The sequence below is a fragment of the Streptomyces sp. NPDC002156 genome, assembly GCF_053593675.1.
This window is the reverse complement of sequence record NZ_JBSFDA010000033.1, coordinates 22231-38697: the sequence shown is the minus strand read 5'-3', so window position 1 is coordinate 38697 and position 16467 is coordinate 22231. Positions and strand designations below refer to the sequence as shown.

The window sequence follows — 16467 nt, the reverse complement described above, 5'->3', positions numbered from 1 at the left end:
TTCACTTCGTCTGCGCGCGAGCTTCGTTAAATAACCGCCCCGACACCATCAGGTGTCGGGGCGGTCGCGCGTACGGACGGCAACTTCGGGCTGTCGGTGGCTGCCGATAGGCTGAAAGCATGACGCCAGCCGAGCAGCCAACGGCCATCCACAAGGCCCCCGACGACGCGTTGGTCGCGGACTCCCGCGAACGCGCCGTCCGCGCCCTGCTGCGCCAGCCCCAGCTGAAGCGGCTGTGGAGCGCCCAGCTGGTGGGCGGCGTCGGTGACGCGCTCGCACTGCTGGTCCTGGTGGTGCTCGCCCTCCAGGCGGCCATCGCTCAGGGCTCGTTCGGCGGAGGCTACCGGGGCGTGGCGCTCGCCGTGACCGCCGTCTTCGGGGCACGAGTTCTGGCCACGCTGCTCTTCGGCGCGGTCCTGCTCGGCCCGCTCACGTCGCTCACCTCCCAGGAGGGTCCGCTCGACCGCCGCTGGACCATGGTCGGCGCCGACGGGCTGCGCGCCGTCCTGCTGATCATCGCGCCCCTGTGGATCGACTGGACGCCGGAGAACGCCCTTGCCGTCCTCCTGGTCACCGCCTTCGTGAGCGGTGTCGCCGAGCGCTTCTGGACGGTGTGCCGGGAGAGCGCGGCGCCCGCGCTGCTGCCCACGCCTCCCCCGGAGGGGGCGACCGTCCGCCCGCTGCCGGACCACATGGACGCCCTGCGGCGCCTGTCCCTGCGTACGACCTTCGTCGCGCTGCCCCTCGCGGGCGCCGCGCTCGTCGCCGCCGGGCTGGTCAACAACCTGCTGGGCACGGGCATCGAGTGGTTCGGCCGGCACCAGGGGGCCTTCGGGTCGTACGTCGCGGCCGGGCTGTTCGCCGCCTCGCTGTCCGTGCTCACCGCCCTGGAACTGCCCGACGCACGCACCCCGCGCGCGCGGTCACCGCTCGAAGGCCTGCGCCGCCCCAAGTCAGGCACGGTCGCCGAAACGGGGCGTACGGGCGCGATCCCGCTGCTCGTCCTGGCCTGCGCGGCCGTCGCAGGCGCCGTCGCGGCCGCCGTCTCCGTGGCCGTGCTGCACGCCAAGGACCTGGGCGGCGGCCCGGTGACGTACGGGCTGCTCGTCCTCGCGCTGACCGGCGGCACGGTCGTCGGCATCCGTACGGCACCGAAGGTGCTGGTGTCGCTGTCGCGGCGCCGGCTGCTCGCGCTGGCCCTCGCCTTCACCGGGGTCGCGCTGCTCGGCGCCGGGCTGGTCCCGGACGTGACGACGGTCCTGCTGATCGTCGGCCTCGCGGGCATCGGCGCGGGTGTCGCCGCCAACACCGGGCACACGCTGCTCGACCAGGAGACCGAGGACCAGCGGCGGACGCGGCTGACGGAGCATCTGCACGCGGTCGTACGGGTGTCCGTGGCGCTGGCCGCGCTGATCGCACCCCTGGTGGCGGCGCTCATCGGCCCGCACCGCCTGGAGAGCGGCAAGTTCGTGTTCGCGCACGGCGGCGCGGCGTTCACGCTGATGCTGGTGGGCGCGCTGCTGCTGCCGGTGGCCGCGCTGGTCCTCGCCAAGGTCGACGACCGGTCCGGCGTACCGCTGCGGCACGACCTGCGGGACGCGGTGCGCGGTGGCGACGACCCCGTACAGGCACCCGCTTCGAACGGTTTCTTCATCGCCCTGGAGGGCGGGGACGGGGCCGGCAAGTCCACGCAGGCGACGGCGCTCGCCGAGTGGATAAGGGCCAAGGGCCACGAGGTCGTGGTCACGCGCGAGCCCGGGGCGACCCCGGTGGGCAAGCGACTGCGTTCGATCCTGCTGGACGTGTCGAGTGCCGGGCTTTCGCACCGCGCGGAGGCGCTGCTGTACGCGGCGGACCGCGCGGAGCACGTCGACACGGTCGTACGGCCCGCTCTGGAGCGGGGCGCGGTCGTCATCTCGGACCGGTACATCGATTCGTCGGTGGCGTATCAGGGCGCGGGCCGGGACCTGTCCCCGACGGAGATCGCGCGGATCTCGCGCTGGGCGACCGACGGACTGGTGCCGCATCTGACCGTCCTGCTGGACGTCTCCCCGGAGGCCGCGCGGGAGCGGTTCACGGAGGCACCGGACCGGCTGGAGTCGGAGCCGGCCGAGTTCCACGAGCGCGTACGGTCCGGTTTCCTCACGCTGGCCGCCGCCGACGCGGGCCGCTATCTGGTCGTGGACGCCGGCCAGGAGCCCGAAGCGGTCACGACGGTCGTCCGTCACCGGCTCGACCTGATGCTGCCCCTCTCCGAGGCCGAGGTGAAGGCCCAGGAAGAGGCCCGCAAGGCAGCCGAGGAGGAGGCCAGGCGCAAGGCGGAGGAAGAGGCCGCGCGCAAGGCCGAGGAGGAGCGCGTCGAGCGCGAGCGTCAGGAGACGCTGGCCCGGCTGCGCGCCGAGGAGGAGGAGCGCAAGCGCCGCGAGCTGGAGGAGGCGCAGCGCCGCGAGGCCGAACGCCAGGCGGAGGAGGCCCGGCAGCGAGCCGAGGACGCGCGCCGCCGCGCCGAGGAAGAGCGGGCGCGGCTGCTGGCGGAGGAGAAGGCCCGCGCCGAGGCCGAGGCCCGCCGCAAGGCCGACGAGGACCGCCGACGCAAGCAGGCCGAGGACGAGGCGAGGCTCCGCGCGGAGGCGGAGGAACGGCGGCTGGAGAAGCAGCGGAAGGCCGAGGAGGCGCTGGTTCGGGCGGAGGCGGAGCGGAGGCAGGCTGCGGAGGCGGCGGCTTCGGCTGCAGCTGCTGCCGCGGCTGCTTCGGCGGCGGCTGAGGCTGAGGAGGCTGCTTCGGGTTCTGCGGGTGCGGGTGCTGGTGCTGGTTCGGGTGGGGCTTCGGGCACGGGTGCCGGTGCGGGCAAGGGTGCGGCTGGGGCTTCGGGTTCGGATTCGGGGTCTGGTTCTGGTTCTGGTGAGGCGGGTGGCGGGCGGTCTCGCGGTTCCGATTCGGAGGTGACCGCCAAGCTGCAGAAGCCGCCGGTGCCTTCTGGGGCTTCGGACGAGACTGCTGTGCTGCGGCCGGTTCCTCCGGGGGCCGCCGATGAGACGGCTGTGCTGCCTCCTGTGGTGCCGGGTGCGGCGGACGAGACCGCGGTGTTGCCGCCGGTTCCTCCGGGGGCGGCTGACGAGACGGCTGTGCTGCCGCCCGTGGTGCCGGGTGCGGCCGATGAGACCGCGGTGCTGCCTCCCGTACGGGAGGACAGTGCGGGTCGGCGCGGCAGTGGGCCCGCGGATCGGGTGCCGCCCGGGTTCTTCCGGGACGAGCGGGCGGACGGGCAGTCCGGGGCCGGTGAGGACCGTACGCGGGAGTTGCCCCAGGTCGATGCCGACGGCGCTCCGCGTCGCCGTCCCCGCTCCGACTGGGCGGAGGAGACTCCGCTGGACGATCTGCCGACGCTGGCCGACGAGCTGCTCGGGCCGCGCGAGGACGATGGCCGGGACGAGGGGCGGGGGCGGGGCGGGCGGCGCCGCTGAGGCCGGACTGCTGTGACGGGGCTGGTGTCGGCGAGGGACCGTGCCTGTTGCTGGTGAGGACGTGTGCCCGTTGCCGGTGAGGGCTCGTACCTGTTGCTGGTGAGGGTGCGTGTCTGTTGCCCGTGGGGCCCGTTGTCAGTGGTGGCCCGCACAATGGACTGCGCAGGGCGAGCCGTGCGGAAACGGCCTGCCGAGGCGGCGTGACGTAATGGCGTGACGTAAAGGCGTGAGCGAAGGGCGGTGCTCCCATGCCGGTGTGGGACGACCTGGTGGGTCAGGAGAAGGTGAGCGCGCAGCTGGAGGCCGCCGCGCGGGATGCCGACGCCCTGGTCACCGCCGTCGCCGCGAGGGAGCCGCTGCCCGAGGCGTCGAAGATGACGCACGCCTGGCTCTTCACCGGCCCGCCCGGCTCGGGCCGGTCCACGGCGGCCCGAGCGTTCGCCGCCGCCCTTCAGTGCGTGAGCCCCGACCGGGCCCTCGGCGGAGTTCCCGGCTGCGGGTTCTGCGACGGCTGCCACACGAGCATGGTGGGTACGCACTCCGACGTGCAGATCGTCCGTACCGATCTGCTCTCCATCGGCGTCAAGGAGACCCGCGACCTGGTCCGGCGGGCCCAGCTGTCACCGGCCGTCGGACGCTGGCAGGTCATCGTCCTGGAGGACGCGGACCGCCTCACGGAGGGCGCGGGCAACGTCCTGCTCAAGGCCGTCGAGGAGCCCGCGCCGCGCACGGTGTGGCTGCTGTGCGCCCCGTCCATCGAGGACGTACTGCCCACGATCCGCTCCCGCTGCCGTCTCCTCACGCTGCGCACCCCGCCGGTGGAGGCGGTGGCCGACATCCTCATCCGCCGGGACGGCATCGAGCCGCACGTCGCGCACACCGTCGCCCGGGCGACCCAGGGCCACATCGGGCGCGCCCGACGGCTGGCGACGGACGCGCGGGCCCGCGAGCGCCGGGCCGCCGTACTGAAGCTGCCGCTCCGCGTCGAGGACGTCGGCGGTTGCCTGAAGGCGGCCCAGGAGCTGATCGACTCGGCGTCCGAGGACGCCAAGCAGCTCGCCGAGGGCGTCGACGTGAAGGAGACGGAGGATCTGAAGCAGGCGATGGGCGCGGGTCAGGGCGGCCGGATGCCGCGTGGCACGGCGGGCGTGATGAAGGAGCTGGAGGACCGGCAGAAGCGCCGGAGAACGCGTACGCAGCGCGACACCCTCGACCTCGCCCTGATCGACCTCACCGGCTTCTACCGCGACGTCCTCGCCCTCCAGCTCGGCTCCCGCCTGGCGATCGCCAACATGGAGGCCGAGGACACCCTGGAGCGGCTGGCCCGCGCCGGCTCACCCGAGTCGACGCTCCGCCGCATCGACGCGATCGCCGCATGCCGCGAGGCCCTGGACCGCAACGTGGCACCGCTGCTGGCGGTGGAGGCGATGACGCTGGCGCTGAGAGCTGGCTGACGGTCAGCGGGCTGACGGTCACTGGTTCACCGGCTCATGGTCGGCAGCCACTGGCCGCTGGTCGGCAGCCGTAACTCGTATGAGTCATATCGCGGACGGAGAGTATCTGTCCGGCTCCTCAGGGTTACGCTCGGTGAATGCAAATGAGGCGCATCCCTCGTCAGACCTGGACCCTGCTCGCGGTCGCCGCGCTGCTCGTCTCCGCCTGTTCCACGGGGAGTTCGACGAGTGCGGCGAGTTCGTCGGCGGACACGGAGCCGGCCGGGCTCGCGCCGTACTACGCGCAGAAGCTGAGCTGGCGGTCGTGCGGTGTCCCCGGTTTCCAATGCGCCACGATGAAGGCACCCCTCGACTACGCGGCTCCGTCCGAGGGTGACGTCAGGCTCGCCGTCTCCCGCAAGAAGGCCACGGGGCCGGGCAAGTCGCTCGGCTCACTGCTGGTCAACCCGGGCGGGCCGGGCGGTTCGGCGGTCGGGTACGTGCAGTCGTACGCGGGGATCGGCTACCCGGCGGAGGTCCGGGCGCGCTACGACATGGTCGCGGTCGACCCGCGCGGGGTGGCGCGCAGCGAGCCGGTCGAGTGCCTGGACGGCCGCGAGATGGACGCGTACACGCAGACGGACGCGACGCCCGACAACGCCCGGGAGGCGGATGAACTGGTCGGCGCGTACAAGGAGTTCGCCGAGGGCTGCGGCAGCAGCTCGCCCGATCTGCTGCGGCATGTGTCCACGGTGGAGGCGGCCCGGGACATGGACATCCTGCGGGCGGTGCTCGGCGACGAGCGGCTGACGTACGTGGGGGCGTCGTACGGGACGTTCCTCGGGGCGACGTACGCGGGTCTTTTCCCGAAGCGCGTGGGCCGGCTCGTCCTGGACGGCGCGATGGACCCCTCCCTGTCCGCGAGCCGGCTGAGCCTCGGGCAGACGGCGGGGTTCGAGACGGCGTTCGACGCGTTCGCGAAGGACTGCGTACGGCAGACGGACTGCCCGCTCGGTACGGAGGAGGGCGAGGTCGGCACGAACCTGAAGGCGTTCTTCCGCCGCCTCGACGCGTCGCCGATCCCGACGGGCGACGCGGACGGCCGACGGCTGGGCGAGGCCCTCGCCACGACCGGCGTGATCGCCGCGATGTACGACGAGAGCAACTGGCCGCGACTGCGTGAGTCGCTGACCTCGGCGATGCGCGACAAGGACGGCGCGGGCCTGCTGCTCCTCGCCGACAGCTACTACGAGCGTGACGCCGACGGCCGCTACTCGAACCTGATGTTCGCCAACGCGGCCGTGAACTGCCTCGACCTCCCGGCGGCGTACGCCACCCCGGACCAGGTGCGCGATGCGCTGCCGACCTTTGAGAAGGCGTCCCCGGTCTTCGGCGAGGCCATGGCCTGGGCCTCCCTGAACTGCGCGTACTGGCCGGTCCGGCCGACGGGCGAGCCGCATCGCATCGAGGCGAAGGGCGCGGCCCCGATCGTGGTGGTCGGCACGACCCGCGACCCGGCGACCCCGTACCCCTGGGCCCAGTCCCTCGCCCGCCAACTCTCCTCGGCCCGCCTCCTGACCTACGAGGGCGACGGGCACACGGCGTACGGTCGGGGCAGCGACTGCATCGACGGCACGATCAACGCGTATCTGCTCCGGGGGACGCCTCCGGTGGAGGGGAAGCGATGTTCGTAGCGAGGTGACCGGATCGGGGCGGACGTCGGCGCTGAGGCCTCCTCGGAGGCCTCAGGGGGGTGTGCGGAGCACCCTCGGAAACTGTGTAGACTTACCGACGTTGCTGATCGCACCATAGTGCGGACAGCGCGCCGCCTTAGCTCAGATGGCCAGAGCAACGCACTCGTAATGCGTAGGTCTCGGGTTCGAATCCCGAAGGCGGCTCTGTGGAAGCCTCAGGACTCACTCGCCGTGACCTGGGGCTTTTGCTTTTGTCGGATGCGGTGGCGGCGCTGCGCGCGTGCTGCTCTGTGGTCCCTGGTCTCAGTTGCGGTCTCAGTGGCGGGTCGGCGGCTACCGTCGTGACGAAGAGCCTGTAGGAGGCGAGCAAGTCTTCTATCGGGGGGCCTGCTGTTCCAGTACCGAAGGGTCCGTGAAGGCCGGGTCGCGGGGTGTGTTCGTGTGGGACTCCTCGTCGGAGTCCCAGTCCCAGGACTCCTCCTCGTCGGACAGGCGCTCGACCATCTCGAAGAATCGGCTCTCGACCGGGCGTAGGTGTCTCGTTCTTGCCGACCGACAGGACCGCCAGCCAGCCGGTGTCGTCGGCGGCCCAGAGGTTTGCTCCGGTCTCGGCCCAGAACAGCACGGTGTCGGCGGTGGGATCGGGCTTGAATTCGTTGACCCTCCTCGGCGAAGTATTCTCTGGGCGTCCTTTCCGCGTCGACGGATTCCATTCCGTGTCCGCCCGGCGGCCGTTCCAGAGCCAGCCGTCGAACATGTCGGCCGGGTTCGTTATCGTGCCCAGGCCGGACACCGGGGGTGCCCAGCCACGCCTCGAAACCCTCCCGTGACATCGGTATGCGGGCGGCCACCATAAAGCTGTCCGACATGACTTCCTTCCCTTCCTTCCCTTCCTTCGCTTCCTTCGCTTCCTTCGCTTACTTCTCTTCCCGGCTCGGAGACGCGATGTTCGCGGACTGGGTCGGCTCCTTTCTACCCTGATCGCTCTCGTCCTCGTCCTTCTTCTTGTCCTCGTCCTCGTCCGGCGGATTCTCGCCGTCGCCGAGCCGGACGGGGAAGGGGAATACCCGGTGTTCGCCCTTGACTTGGGTACGGGCCCCGGATGCGTCGGCACTCCGTCCAGTGCTTTGCGGGGGCCGGCTGTGTGCAGTACCCCTTTGACTTCGAGCCCGTGTACGCCGAGTTGTGTCCCGAGCCGAGGCAGTGAATCCTCGCCGCTACAGGCGCCACCACCACGCTTCGAGGTCCTGGTCGTCGGTGAGCTCCATCGGCATCGCGTAGGGCGACCGTTGGGCGATGGGCAGGGCTTCGGTGCGGCGGACCAGCGCGCGCAGGTCTCGTACGGCGGGTATCTCGGCCAGTTCGTCGATGTCGTAGGGACAGCCCGCGGGGCCGCCGAGGAGGGTTTCGCAGCCGAACGCGTACCACTCGCCTATGAGTTCATGGTTTCGGTCCTTCTCGGCGGCTACTGCGATCTCGTGGACCACCTCGATCAGTGGGGTGCGGCGGGGTGGGGTGGCGTCCGGGCCGTGGAGTTCGCCTGCGGCCGTCATGCGTTGCCACAGGGCCGTGCCTGCGTCGCAGTAGAGGAACGGCGGGTCCACGTAGCCATCTTCGAGCCAGGAGTCGTAGCCGGCGAAGTCGGGGGCGTCCTCGTCGAAGGTGCGCAGTTGCGTGAACTCGGTCAGTGAGTCGAAGTAGGTGGATCTCTCGGCGTGGTCGGGGTGCCGGGCGAGTGGGAAGCGGTACGTGTGGCCGCGGCGCAGCAGGATGTCCAGCACGCGGAAGTGTGTGAACGAGCAGTCGTATCCGGCCTGGAAGGCGTACAGCGCCGCGAACCAGTCCCGGACGTGGGGGTTGTTCGGCTCGGTGTGGGTGTCCAGGACGCGGATCGAGTCCGCTACCAGGTCCTCGATCGCATGGTCGGACATGGCCGTATCCAAGCAGGCCCCACTGACAGTCCGGTTCGTTGGAGGCCCGGCTCATTGGAAGGCCGGTACGACCTCCTTGATGAACAGCTCCAGCGACGCCCGCTTCTCCTCGTGCGACATGCTGTTGTCGATCCAGAAGCTGTACTCGTCGACGCCGAGTTCGTCGTATGCGCGCAGTCGTTCGATGACCTCGGCGGGGGTGCCGATCATCGCCGTTCTGTGGAGGGACTCCGGCCGGAACTCCGGGCGGTCCTCGAACTTCGACTCCGGGCTGGGTGGCAGGAAGCCGTTCACGGGGGCCGCCTTGTTGCCGAACCATGCGTCGAACGTGCGGTAGTAGCGGTTGATCGCCTCTGCCGCCGGGCGCCAGCCCTCCGGGTCGTCGGGGGAGTGGACGTGCGTGTGGCGCAGCACCATCAGGTCGGGGCGCGGTACCTCCGGGTGGTTCTCCACCGCCGTGTCGAACTTCCGCTTCAGGTCTACGACTTCCTCGTCGCCCTTCATCAGCGGCGTGACCATGACGTTGCAGCCCTGCGCCACCGCGAAGTCGTGGGAGGCGGGGTCGCGGGCCGCGATCCACATGGGCGGGGTGGGCCGCTGGATCGGCTTGGGGACGCTCGTCGAGGTCGGGAACTGCCAGATCTCGCCGTCGTGGGCGTAGTCGCCCTGCCACAACGCGCGGACGGCGGGGACGAGTTCGCGCAGGTGCTTGCCGCCGTCCGCCGCCGGGAGTCCGCCCGCCAGGCGGTCGAACTCGAACTGGTAGGCGCCCCGGGCCAGTCCGACCTCCATCCGGCCGTCGCTGATGACGTCGAGCAGCGCGCACTCACCGGCGACCCGGAGCGGGTGCCAGAACGGGGCGATGACCGTCCCGGCCCCGAGACGGATCGTCGAGGTCTTCGCGGCGAGGTGGGCGAGCAGCGGCATCGGGCTCGGGGAGATCGTGTACTCCATCGAGTGGTGCTCACCGATCCACACCGTGCCGAACCCGCCCGCCTCGGCCATCAGGGCCAGCTCGGAGAGGTTCTCGAAGAGCTGCCGGTGACTGACCTCCTCGTCCCAGCGCTCCATGTGCACGAACAACGAAAACCTCATGGCTACTGCTCCTTCGCTGCTGTTCTGTCGACCAGTCGCATTCCGGCTCAGCTCCGCATCGTGAACGGGTCCGCCACCGGCTCCTCGCTCGTGTTGATCCAGACGCTCTTCAGCCGCGTGTACTCCCTGATCGTCTCCGTGCCGTGCTCCACGCCGACACCGCTGCTCTTGAAGCCCTGGCGCGGGGACATCGGGGACATGGCCCGGTACGTGTTGACCCAGACCGTTCCGGCGTCCAGGCGCGCCGCCAGCCGGTGCGCCCGGGAGAGGTTCGTCGTCCAGACGCCGGCCGCGAGCCCGTACTCGGTGTCGTTGGCCAGTCGTACGGCCTCCTCCTCGGTGTCGAACGGCATGACCGCCAGGACCGGGCCGAAGATCTCCTCCCGTACGACGCGCATGTCGTTGTCGACGTCCACGAGGACCGTCGGCTCGTAGAACCAACCGCCCAGGCCGCCGCCGTCCGTGGCCCGGCCGCCGGTCAGGATCCGGGCGCCCTCCTCGCAGCCGAGGTCGACGTATCCGGCGACCTTGTCGCGCTGGTCCTCGAAGGCCAGCGGGCCCAGCTCGGTCTTCTCGTCGAGGGGGTCGCCGATGACGATCGTCCGGGCGCGTTCCGAGACCCGGTCGAGGAGTTCGTCGTAGACCGATCTGTGCGCGAAGACCCGGCTGCCCGCGATACAGGTCTGGCCTGCCGCGGCGAAGATGCCCGCCACCACACCCATCGCCGCGTTCGGGATGTTCGCGTCCTCGAAGACGATGTTGGGCGACTTGCCGCCGAGTTCGAGCGTCGAGCCGATGAAGCGGCTCGCGGTGGCCGCGGCGATACGGGCGCCCGTCGCCGTACTGCCGGTGAAGGAGATCTTCGCCAGGTCGCGGTGGTCGACCAGGGCCTGTCCGGCCTCCGCGCCGAAACCGGTGACGACGTTCACCGCGCCCGGCGGGAAGCCGGCTTCGAGTGCCAGTTCGGCGAGCCTCAGGACCGTCGCCGAGGTGTGTTCCGAGGGTTTGATCACGACCGTGTTGCCCGCGCAGAGCGCGGGCGCCAGCTTGCTGCTGGTCAGGGTGAGGGGGGAGTTCCAGGGGGTGATCGCGCCGACCACGCCCAGGGGTTCGCGGGCCGTGTAGTTGAGCACCTGGCGGTCCGAGGTGGGGATGTACTCGCCGTGGATCTTGTCGGCCAGGCCCGCGTAGTAGTGGTAGTACTCGGGGAGCGTCGTCAGCTGGCCGCGCATCTCGCGCAGGAGCTTGCCGTTGTCCAGCGTCTCCATACGGGCCAGGTCCTCGGCGTTCTCGGCGATCAGGTCGCCCAGGCGGCGCAGCAGATGTCCGCGCCGGGTCTGGCTGAGGTCGCGCCAGCGGGGGTCCTCGAAGGCCTTTCGGGCGGCGGTCACCGCCTTGTCGATGTCGGCCGCGTTGCCTCGCGCGGCCCGGTAGAGGACCTCGCGGGTGGCCGGGTTGGCGCTCTCGAAGTACTCGCCCGACGCGGGCTCGGTCCATGCCCCGCCGATGAAGTGCCGCCATGTGGTGAGGCCGGTGAGGTCAGACATGTGCGCACTCTCCGATGAAAGTGGTGAGGGAGTCGACGAACGCCTCCGGGCGCTCGACCGGCAGCATGTGCCGCGCCCCGGGGATGATCTCCGCCCGGCAGTCGGGCAGGGCCGCCGCGAGCCGGTACGTCATCCCGGGGGTGGACCCGGGGTCGTTCTCGCCCGTCACCGCCAGCGCCCGTACGTCGATGGCGGCCAGGTCCGGCGCGAGGTCTGCGTCCGCCGTGGCGAACACGCGGTAGCAGGCGAGGAAGGACGCGAGGTCGTTCGCGAGCAGGGTGGCCTCGGTGCGGGCGATCCGATCGGGGGCGACGCCCGTGCCGTCGTACCAGCGCTTCAGGGAGGCCGCCGTGCTCGCCGTGAAGTCGGCTTCGGCGGTGTGGAGGCGGTCGAACACGGACGCCCGCTCCTCCGCCGTGCGGGCGCACACCGAACTCACCGAGGTCAGCGTAGCCGTCAGCTCCGGGCGGTGCAGGGCCAGGTGCTGGGCGACCAGGGCGCCCAGCGAGAAACCGACCAGGTGCGAGCCCGCCGGGATCCCGTCGGCCACCCCGGCGGCCAGTTCGGCGAGGGTCACCCCGTCGCGCACCGGCGGGCGGGTGCCGTGGCCCGGCAGGTCGGGGGTGAGCACGGTGAAACGGTCGGCCAGGAGCGCGGCCGTCGGCTCCCACATGGTGTGGTCGAGCCCGACGCCGTGCAGCAGCACCACGGTCGGCCTGCTCATCGCCGCGCTTCCTACTGCTCGGTCGAGAGCGGCGCCAGACGCTGCTGCGGGCGCCCCTGGGCAGCCGCGGCCAGCGCGATGACGATCTCGTCCGGGTGGGGGGCGTCGCTCAGCCTGACCTCGATGCTCTGGTGGTGCGAGCGGATCGTGGCGTCGGTGATGTGCTTCAGCGGGATGTCGAAGAGCACACCGGCGGGCCCGCGCTTCTCGACCGCCGGCAGCAGGGTGGTGGCGTTGGCGGCCTTGCGGAAGTGGTCGCCGAACCTCAGCGTGTGGATCAGCGCCGAGCCGTGCTCGATCTCGCCGTCGAGACCGACGATCGCCGCCTTGCCGTACGCCTCGGCGGGGGCCTCCAGCGCGTCGAGGACCGCCGGGGCCAGCAGCGCGCCCAGGTCGGAGGCGTGCGCCTCGATACCGGGGGCGAGGTCCTCGACGAAGCCCTGACCTGCCCAGGGGTTCTGGATCACCGCCGCCACGACGGCGATCCGGGCGGGGCGGACGAGCCCGCGACCGCCCTCGGTACGGATCTCCTCGACCACGGTCACGATCTTGCGAACGCTCATGAGGGAACAACCTCCAGGGTTTCGGCGGTGACGACGGGGTCGGTCGTACGGTCCCCGATACGAGGATGCGGGCGCGGCCCCGTCGACGCCGCCGCGATCACGACGATCTCGTCCGGGCGCGGGGCGTCGGACACTCGGGCGCTGATGGTCTGGTAGTGGCTGCGCGTCGAGGCCCGGGTCTTGTGCCAGAGCGGGACGACCAGCGTCTCGCCCGCCTCGGCCCGGGTGTCGGCGAAGCAGATGATCGACTCTCCGGCCAGGAACTCCCGTACCAGATTGCCGAAGTACGGCGTGTGGATGAGGGCACCGGCGTGCTCGATCTCGCCCGCCGAACCGACGATGGCGGCCTTGCCGAACGCCTCGATCTCGTCCACGTCGCCCAGGGAGGCGATCAGCCGGTCGGTGAGCAGCCTGGCGAGGACCGGGCCCACGCGAGCCTGCTCCACGGAGAGGTCGGCAGAGGGGCCGGTGCCCAGCCACGGGTTCCGTACGACCGCTGTGGCGCTGGCTCTTCGTACCGGCCGCGCGGGTGCCTCACCCGCCTCGGTCAGGACGACGTCCCGATAGACCACGAGCTTACGAAGACCAATGCACTCTTGCATGCCACAGGACGATAGGTCTCGTTTCTTGGGTCGGTCAAGGGACAGCTTGAGATGAGGTGGTAATACGGCTTTGAACTGTGGTTATTCGCGATACACAAAGTTAACCGGATCGCGTGTGGCTGACGCCTTGACGCTCCCGGGGTGCCGTGCCTTACTGCTTCTTGCATGCCAGAGCGGGGGACAGGCTCTGCGGACTCTAAGGAGTTTCATGTCCAGTCACCTTCGAACCGGCTCCGTCTTCTGGACCTCGATCGGGATCTCCGCGGTCTTCGTGGCCTGGGCGGTGCTCTTCACCGACAACCTGAACAAGGTCACCAACAGCTCGCTGAACTGGGTGACGGCCACCTTCGGCTGGTCCTACCTGGTGATCACGCTCGCCATCCTGATCTTCCTGGTGTTCCTGGCCTTCAGCCCCGCCGGCGACCTCCGCCTGGGCAAGGACGACGACCGCCCCGAGTTCTCGACCCTCACCTGGTTCGCCATGATCCTCAGCGCGGTCATGGGCATCGGACTGGTGTCGTACGGGGTCGCCGAACCGATCTCCCACCTGGCGTCGCCGCCGCACGGTCTCGCCGAGCCGAACACCCCGGCGGCAGCCGTGCGCGCCCTCCAGTACTCCTACTTCGACTGGGGTCTGCAGGCCTGGGCGATCTTCGCCGTGTTCGGTCTGGCCATCGCGTACTCGACCCACCGCAAGGGCCGCCGCACGCTCGTGAGCCAGCTGTTCGTGCCGCTGCTCGGGGACCGGGTGAACGGGCCGATCGGCAAGGCGATCGACGTACTCGCCGTCTTCGCGACCCTCTTCGGCACCACGACCTCGCTCGGCCTCGGCGCCCTCCAGGTCAACAACGGCCTGGGCAGGCTGTGGGGGATGCCGGTCAACAACGTGAGCCAGGTGCTCATCATCGCCGTCGTCACCTCGATCTTCACGCTCTCGGCGGTGACCGGGGTCAGCAAGGGCATCAAGTTCCTGAGCCAGGGCAGCACCCTGCTGGCGATCGGGCTCTTCGTCTTCATGCTGGTCGTCGGGCCGACCGTGTTCATCGCGAACCTGTACATCGAGTCCGTCGGCCAGTGGGCCACCGACTTCTTCCGGATGAGCCTCCAGGGCACGGCCTTCGGCGGGCTCGAATGGATGCAGTGGTGGACCTACTTCATGATGGCGTGGTGGGTCTCCTGGGGCGCCTTCGTCGGCGTCTTCCTGGCCCGAATCTCCCGGGGCCGGACCATCCGCGGCTTCATCATGGGCGTCCTGGTCGTCCCCAGCGTCGTCTTCTTCACCTGGTTCACGGTCTTCGGCGGTACGGCGATCCACGTCGACATGTTCGAGGGCGGCGACATCGCCAAGCAGACCGCGGCCGACATCAACAGCGCGTTCTTCGCGACCCTCGACCACTTCCCGCTCGCCGACGTGACCTCGGTGGTCGCGATCATCCTGGTCGTGATGTTCTTCGTCTCCGGCGCCGATGCCAACACCTACGTCCTGTCGATGATGACCTCGGACGGCTCGCTCACCCCGCGTCGCCCGGTCCTCGTCCTCTGGGGCGTCCTCACCGGTGTCACCGCCGTCGTCCTCATGCTCGCCGGCGGACTCAACGCCCTGCAGAACACCGTCATCGTGACGTCCCTGCCGTTCCTCGTGATCATCGCCGGGCTGGCGGTGTCCTTCTGGACGGAGCTGCGCGCGGACAGACACGCGGCGCGGGCGGGAGTGGCACCGGCGGCGGAGGACGGAAAGGAGAAGGCCGATGTCGCGGTCTGACGTGCGGCGAGGGCTCATCGAGAAGGCGTGGGAAGCGGCCTGGGGCCAGGGTGACGTCGACGCCCTCGACGCGCTGCTGAGCCCGGCGTACCTCCGCCACGGCGGCGATCCGCGCCCGCAGGACCTGAACGCCCTCAAGGCCACGATCGTCTCGACCCGGGCGGCCTTCCCGGACCTGGTCACGACCGTCGACGACATCGTGGTCGAGGGCGACCGGGCCGCCATCCGCTGGCACAGCGGCGGCACCCAGACCAACTCGTTCCTCGGCGTCCCTCCCACCAGGCGGTACGTCGAGGTCGGCGGCGCCACCTTCGCCCGCTTCGAGGGGGACCTGATCGTCGAGGAGCACGTGACCTGGGATCCCAGAGCGCTGCTCTCGGCGCTGGGCGTCATCCGGGTGGGACAGGACTGACCGGCGGGAGAGGAACGACGATCACGATGACCAGGAGCACAGACATGGCCCCGCTCGCCGCCAAGCCCGACCTCGACGTGATGAAGCAGGTCAACCGGCAGTTCGTCACCGGTGTCACGGTCGTGACCGCGATGGACGGGGAGACCCCCAGAGGGCTCGCCGTCAACGCGTTCTCCAGCATCTCGCTCGACCCCGCCACCGTGATGGTGTGCGTCCAGCGCACGTCCACCACCCACGACTGCCTCTTCCGGGCCGACCACCTCGCGATCAACATCCTCTCCACGGACCAGCTCGACGTCGTCGGCGTGTTCGCGGGCAAGTCCGACGACAAGTTCCGGGAGGTGGAGTGGGAGAGGGGCCCGTACGGCAGCCCGCTGATCGCCCGGAGCAGCGCGCGGATGGAGGTCGAGATCCGCGAGCGGCTGCAGGCCAGCACCCACACCGTGTTCATCTGCCGGGTGGTGCACGCGGCGGTCGCCGACAACCATCCGATGGTCTACAGCGCGGGTAAGTTCTTCGACGGCGGCGCGCTGGCGCCGCTGGAATGAGGAGGGTTCGGTGAACGAGCCGAAGAACGGGTCGATGCAGGCCAGGGTGATCGCCGACATGCGCCGGCGGATCATCAAGGGAGACATCGAGCCCGGCGCCCCGCTCTCGGAACTCGCCCTCGCGGAGGAGTTCGGCGTCAGCCGTACGCCGGTGCGCGAAGCCCTCAAGCAGTTGCAGACCGAGGGGCTGGTCGAGATCCGGCCCCGCGTCGGGACGTTCGTCTCCACCCCCTCCCGCCGCGAGATCACCGAACTCTTCGAGATGAAGGAACTCATCGAGGGCGCCGCCGCCCGTCTCCTCGCCCGGCGTGGCCGCGTCACGGAGATCGACCTGCTCGAACGCAATCTGCGCGAGGCCGACGAAGCGGTGGCCCGGGACGACCGGGAGCGGTACGCCGAGCTGGTCCAGGAGTTCCACGACCTGCTCATCACCGGCGCCGACAACAGCAAGCTGGAAGCCCACTACCGCATGCTGATGAACCAACTCGCCTACTACTCGCGGCTCGTGCACACCTCGCTGAGCCGGCCGGGCCGCGCCCTGCAGTCGGACCGCGAACACCATGTCGTCGTGGAGCTGATCCTGGAGAAGGACGGGGACACCGCCGAGCAGGTGATGCGCGAGCACGTCAGGGCCAGCAGGAGGGCGTTGCTGGCGGGGCTGCCCGTAGGCGGTTCGCACACCTCCTGACTTA

At 70.3% G+C, this 16467-nt stretch carries 14 protein-coding genes and 1 tRNA gene; 8 read left to right on the top strand and 7 right to left on the bottom strand.

Annotated features, from left to right (window positions below; all coding sequences use genetic code 11):
* The first annotated feature begins 119 nt into the window (after window positions 1-119).
* From tmk to ACWCRB_RS16390, 4 genes are all read left to right on the top strand, one after another.
* Complete coding sequence (gene tmk, locus ACWCRB_RS16405) at window positions 120-3464, top strand: dTMP kinase (RefSeq protein WP_450996700.1); 3345 nt, start codon at window positions 120-122, stop codon at window positions 3462-3464.
* A 248-nt stretch (window positions 3465-3712) separates the two neighbouring features.
* Entirely contained in the window at window positions 3713-4918 is a 1206-nt protein-coding gene (locus tag ACWCRB_RS16400; protein WP_450996699.1) for a DNA polymerase III subunit delta', read from the top strand.
* Window positions 4919-5055: 137 nt separating this feature from the next.
* A complete protein-coding gene (locus ACWCRB_RS16395) occupies window positions 5056-6591 on the top strand; it encodes an alpha/beta hydrolase (protein ID WP_450996698.1) in 1536 nt (511 codons plus the stop codon).
* 130 nt (window positions 6592-6721) lie between these two features.
* Window positions 6722-6795, top strand: a tRNA-Thr gene (locus ACWCRB_RS16390).
* A gap of 171 nt (window positions 6796-6966) precedes the next feature.
* Here the strand turns inward: ACWCRB_RS16390 and ACWCRB_RS16385 are convergent.
* The 7 genes from ACWCRB_RS16385 to ACWCRB_RS16355 all read right to left on the bottom strand — a co-directional run bounded on the left by ACWCRB_RS16385 (window position 6967) and on the right by ACWCRB_RS16355 (window position 13053).
* Window positions 6967-7095 (bottom strand): hypothetical protein, encoded by a 129-nt coding sequence (locus ACWCRB_RS16385; RefSeq protein WP_450996697.1) that lies wholly within the window; start codon window positions 7093-7095, stop codon window positions 6967-6969.
* 713 nt (window positions 7096-7808) lie between these two features.
* Window positions 7809-8522, bottom strand: a complete 714-nt coding sequence (locus ACWCRB_RS16380) for a hypothetical protein (protein WP_450996696.1) — start codon at window positions 8520-8522, stop codon at window positions 7809-7811.
* 51 nt (window positions 8523-8573) lie between these two features.
* The gene (locus tag ACWCRB_RS16375; RefSeq protein WP_450996695.1) at window positions 8574-9617 is read right to left on the bottom strand and encodes an LLM class flavin-dependent oxidoreductase; all 1044 of its coding nucleotides are present in this window, start codon (window positions 9615-9617) and stop codon (window positions 8574-8576) included.
* A 47-nt stretch (window positions 9618-9664) separates the two neighbouring features.
* Window positions 9665-11164, bottom strand: a complete 1500-nt coding sequence (locus ACWCRB_RS16370) for an aldehyde dehydrogenase (protein WP_450996694.1) — start codon at window positions 11162-11164, stop codon at window positions 9665-9667.
* A complete protein-coding gene (locus ACWCRB_RS16365) occupies window positions 11157-11888 on the bottom strand; it encodes an alpha/beta fold hydrolase (protein WP_450996693.1) in 732 nt (243 codons plus the stop codon). Before ACWCRB_RS16365 ends, ACWCRB_RS16370 begins: the two co-directional genes overlap by 8 nt.
* Window positions 11889-11899: 11 nt before the next feature.
* On the bottom strand, window positions 11900-12451 hold the full coding sequence (locus ACWCRB_RS16360) for an amino acid synthesis family protein (protein WP_450996692.1): 552 nt from the start codon (window positions 12449-12451) through the stop codon (window positions 11900-11902).
* Window positions 12448-13053, bottom strand: coding sequence for an amino acid synthesis family protein (locus ACWCRB_RS16355; RefSeq protein WP_450996691.1), 606 nt, complete (start codon window positions 13051-13053; stop codon window positions 12448-12450). Before ACWCRB_RS16355 ends, ACWCRB_RS16360 begins: the two co-directional genes overlap by 4 nt.
* A gap of 208 nt (window positions 13054-13261) precedes the next feature.
* Here ACWCRB_RS16355 and ACWCRB_RS16350 point away from each other — a divergent pair, with 208 nt between their 5' ends.
* From ACWCRB_RS16350 to ACWCRB_RS16335, 4 genes are read left to right on the top strand one after another with little or no spacing between them, the layout of a single operon-like run.
* Window positions 13262-14815 carry a BCCT family transporter gene (locus ACWCRB_RS16350; protein WP_450996690.1) on the top strand — a complete coding sequence of 518 codons (1554 nt, stop codon included), beginning with the start codon at window positions 13262-13264 and terminating at the stop codon, window positions 14813-14815.
* Window positions 14802-15227, top strand: a complete 426-nt coding sequence (locus tag ACWCRB_RS16345; RefSeq protein ID WP_450996689.1) for an ester cyclase — start codon at window positions 14802-14804, stop codon at window positions 15225-15227. Before ACWCRB_RS16350 ends, ACWCRB_RS16345 begins: the two co-directional genes overlap by 14 nt.
* 26 nt (window positions 15228-15253) lie before the next feature.
* Complete coding sequence (locus ACWCRB_RS16340) at window positions 15254-15775, top strand: flavin reductase family protein (RefSeq protein ID WP_450996688.1); 522 nt, start codon at window positions 15254-15256, stop codon at window positions 15773-15775.
* A gap of 10 nt (window positions 15776-15785) precedes the next feature.
* On the top strand, window positions 15786-16463 hold the full coding sequence (locus ACWCRB_RS16335; protein ID WP_450996687.1) for a GntR family transcriptional regulator: 678 nt from the start codon (window positions 15786-15788) through the stop codon (window positions 16461-16463).
* The last annotated feature ends 4 nt before the right edge of the window (window positions 16464-16467 follow it).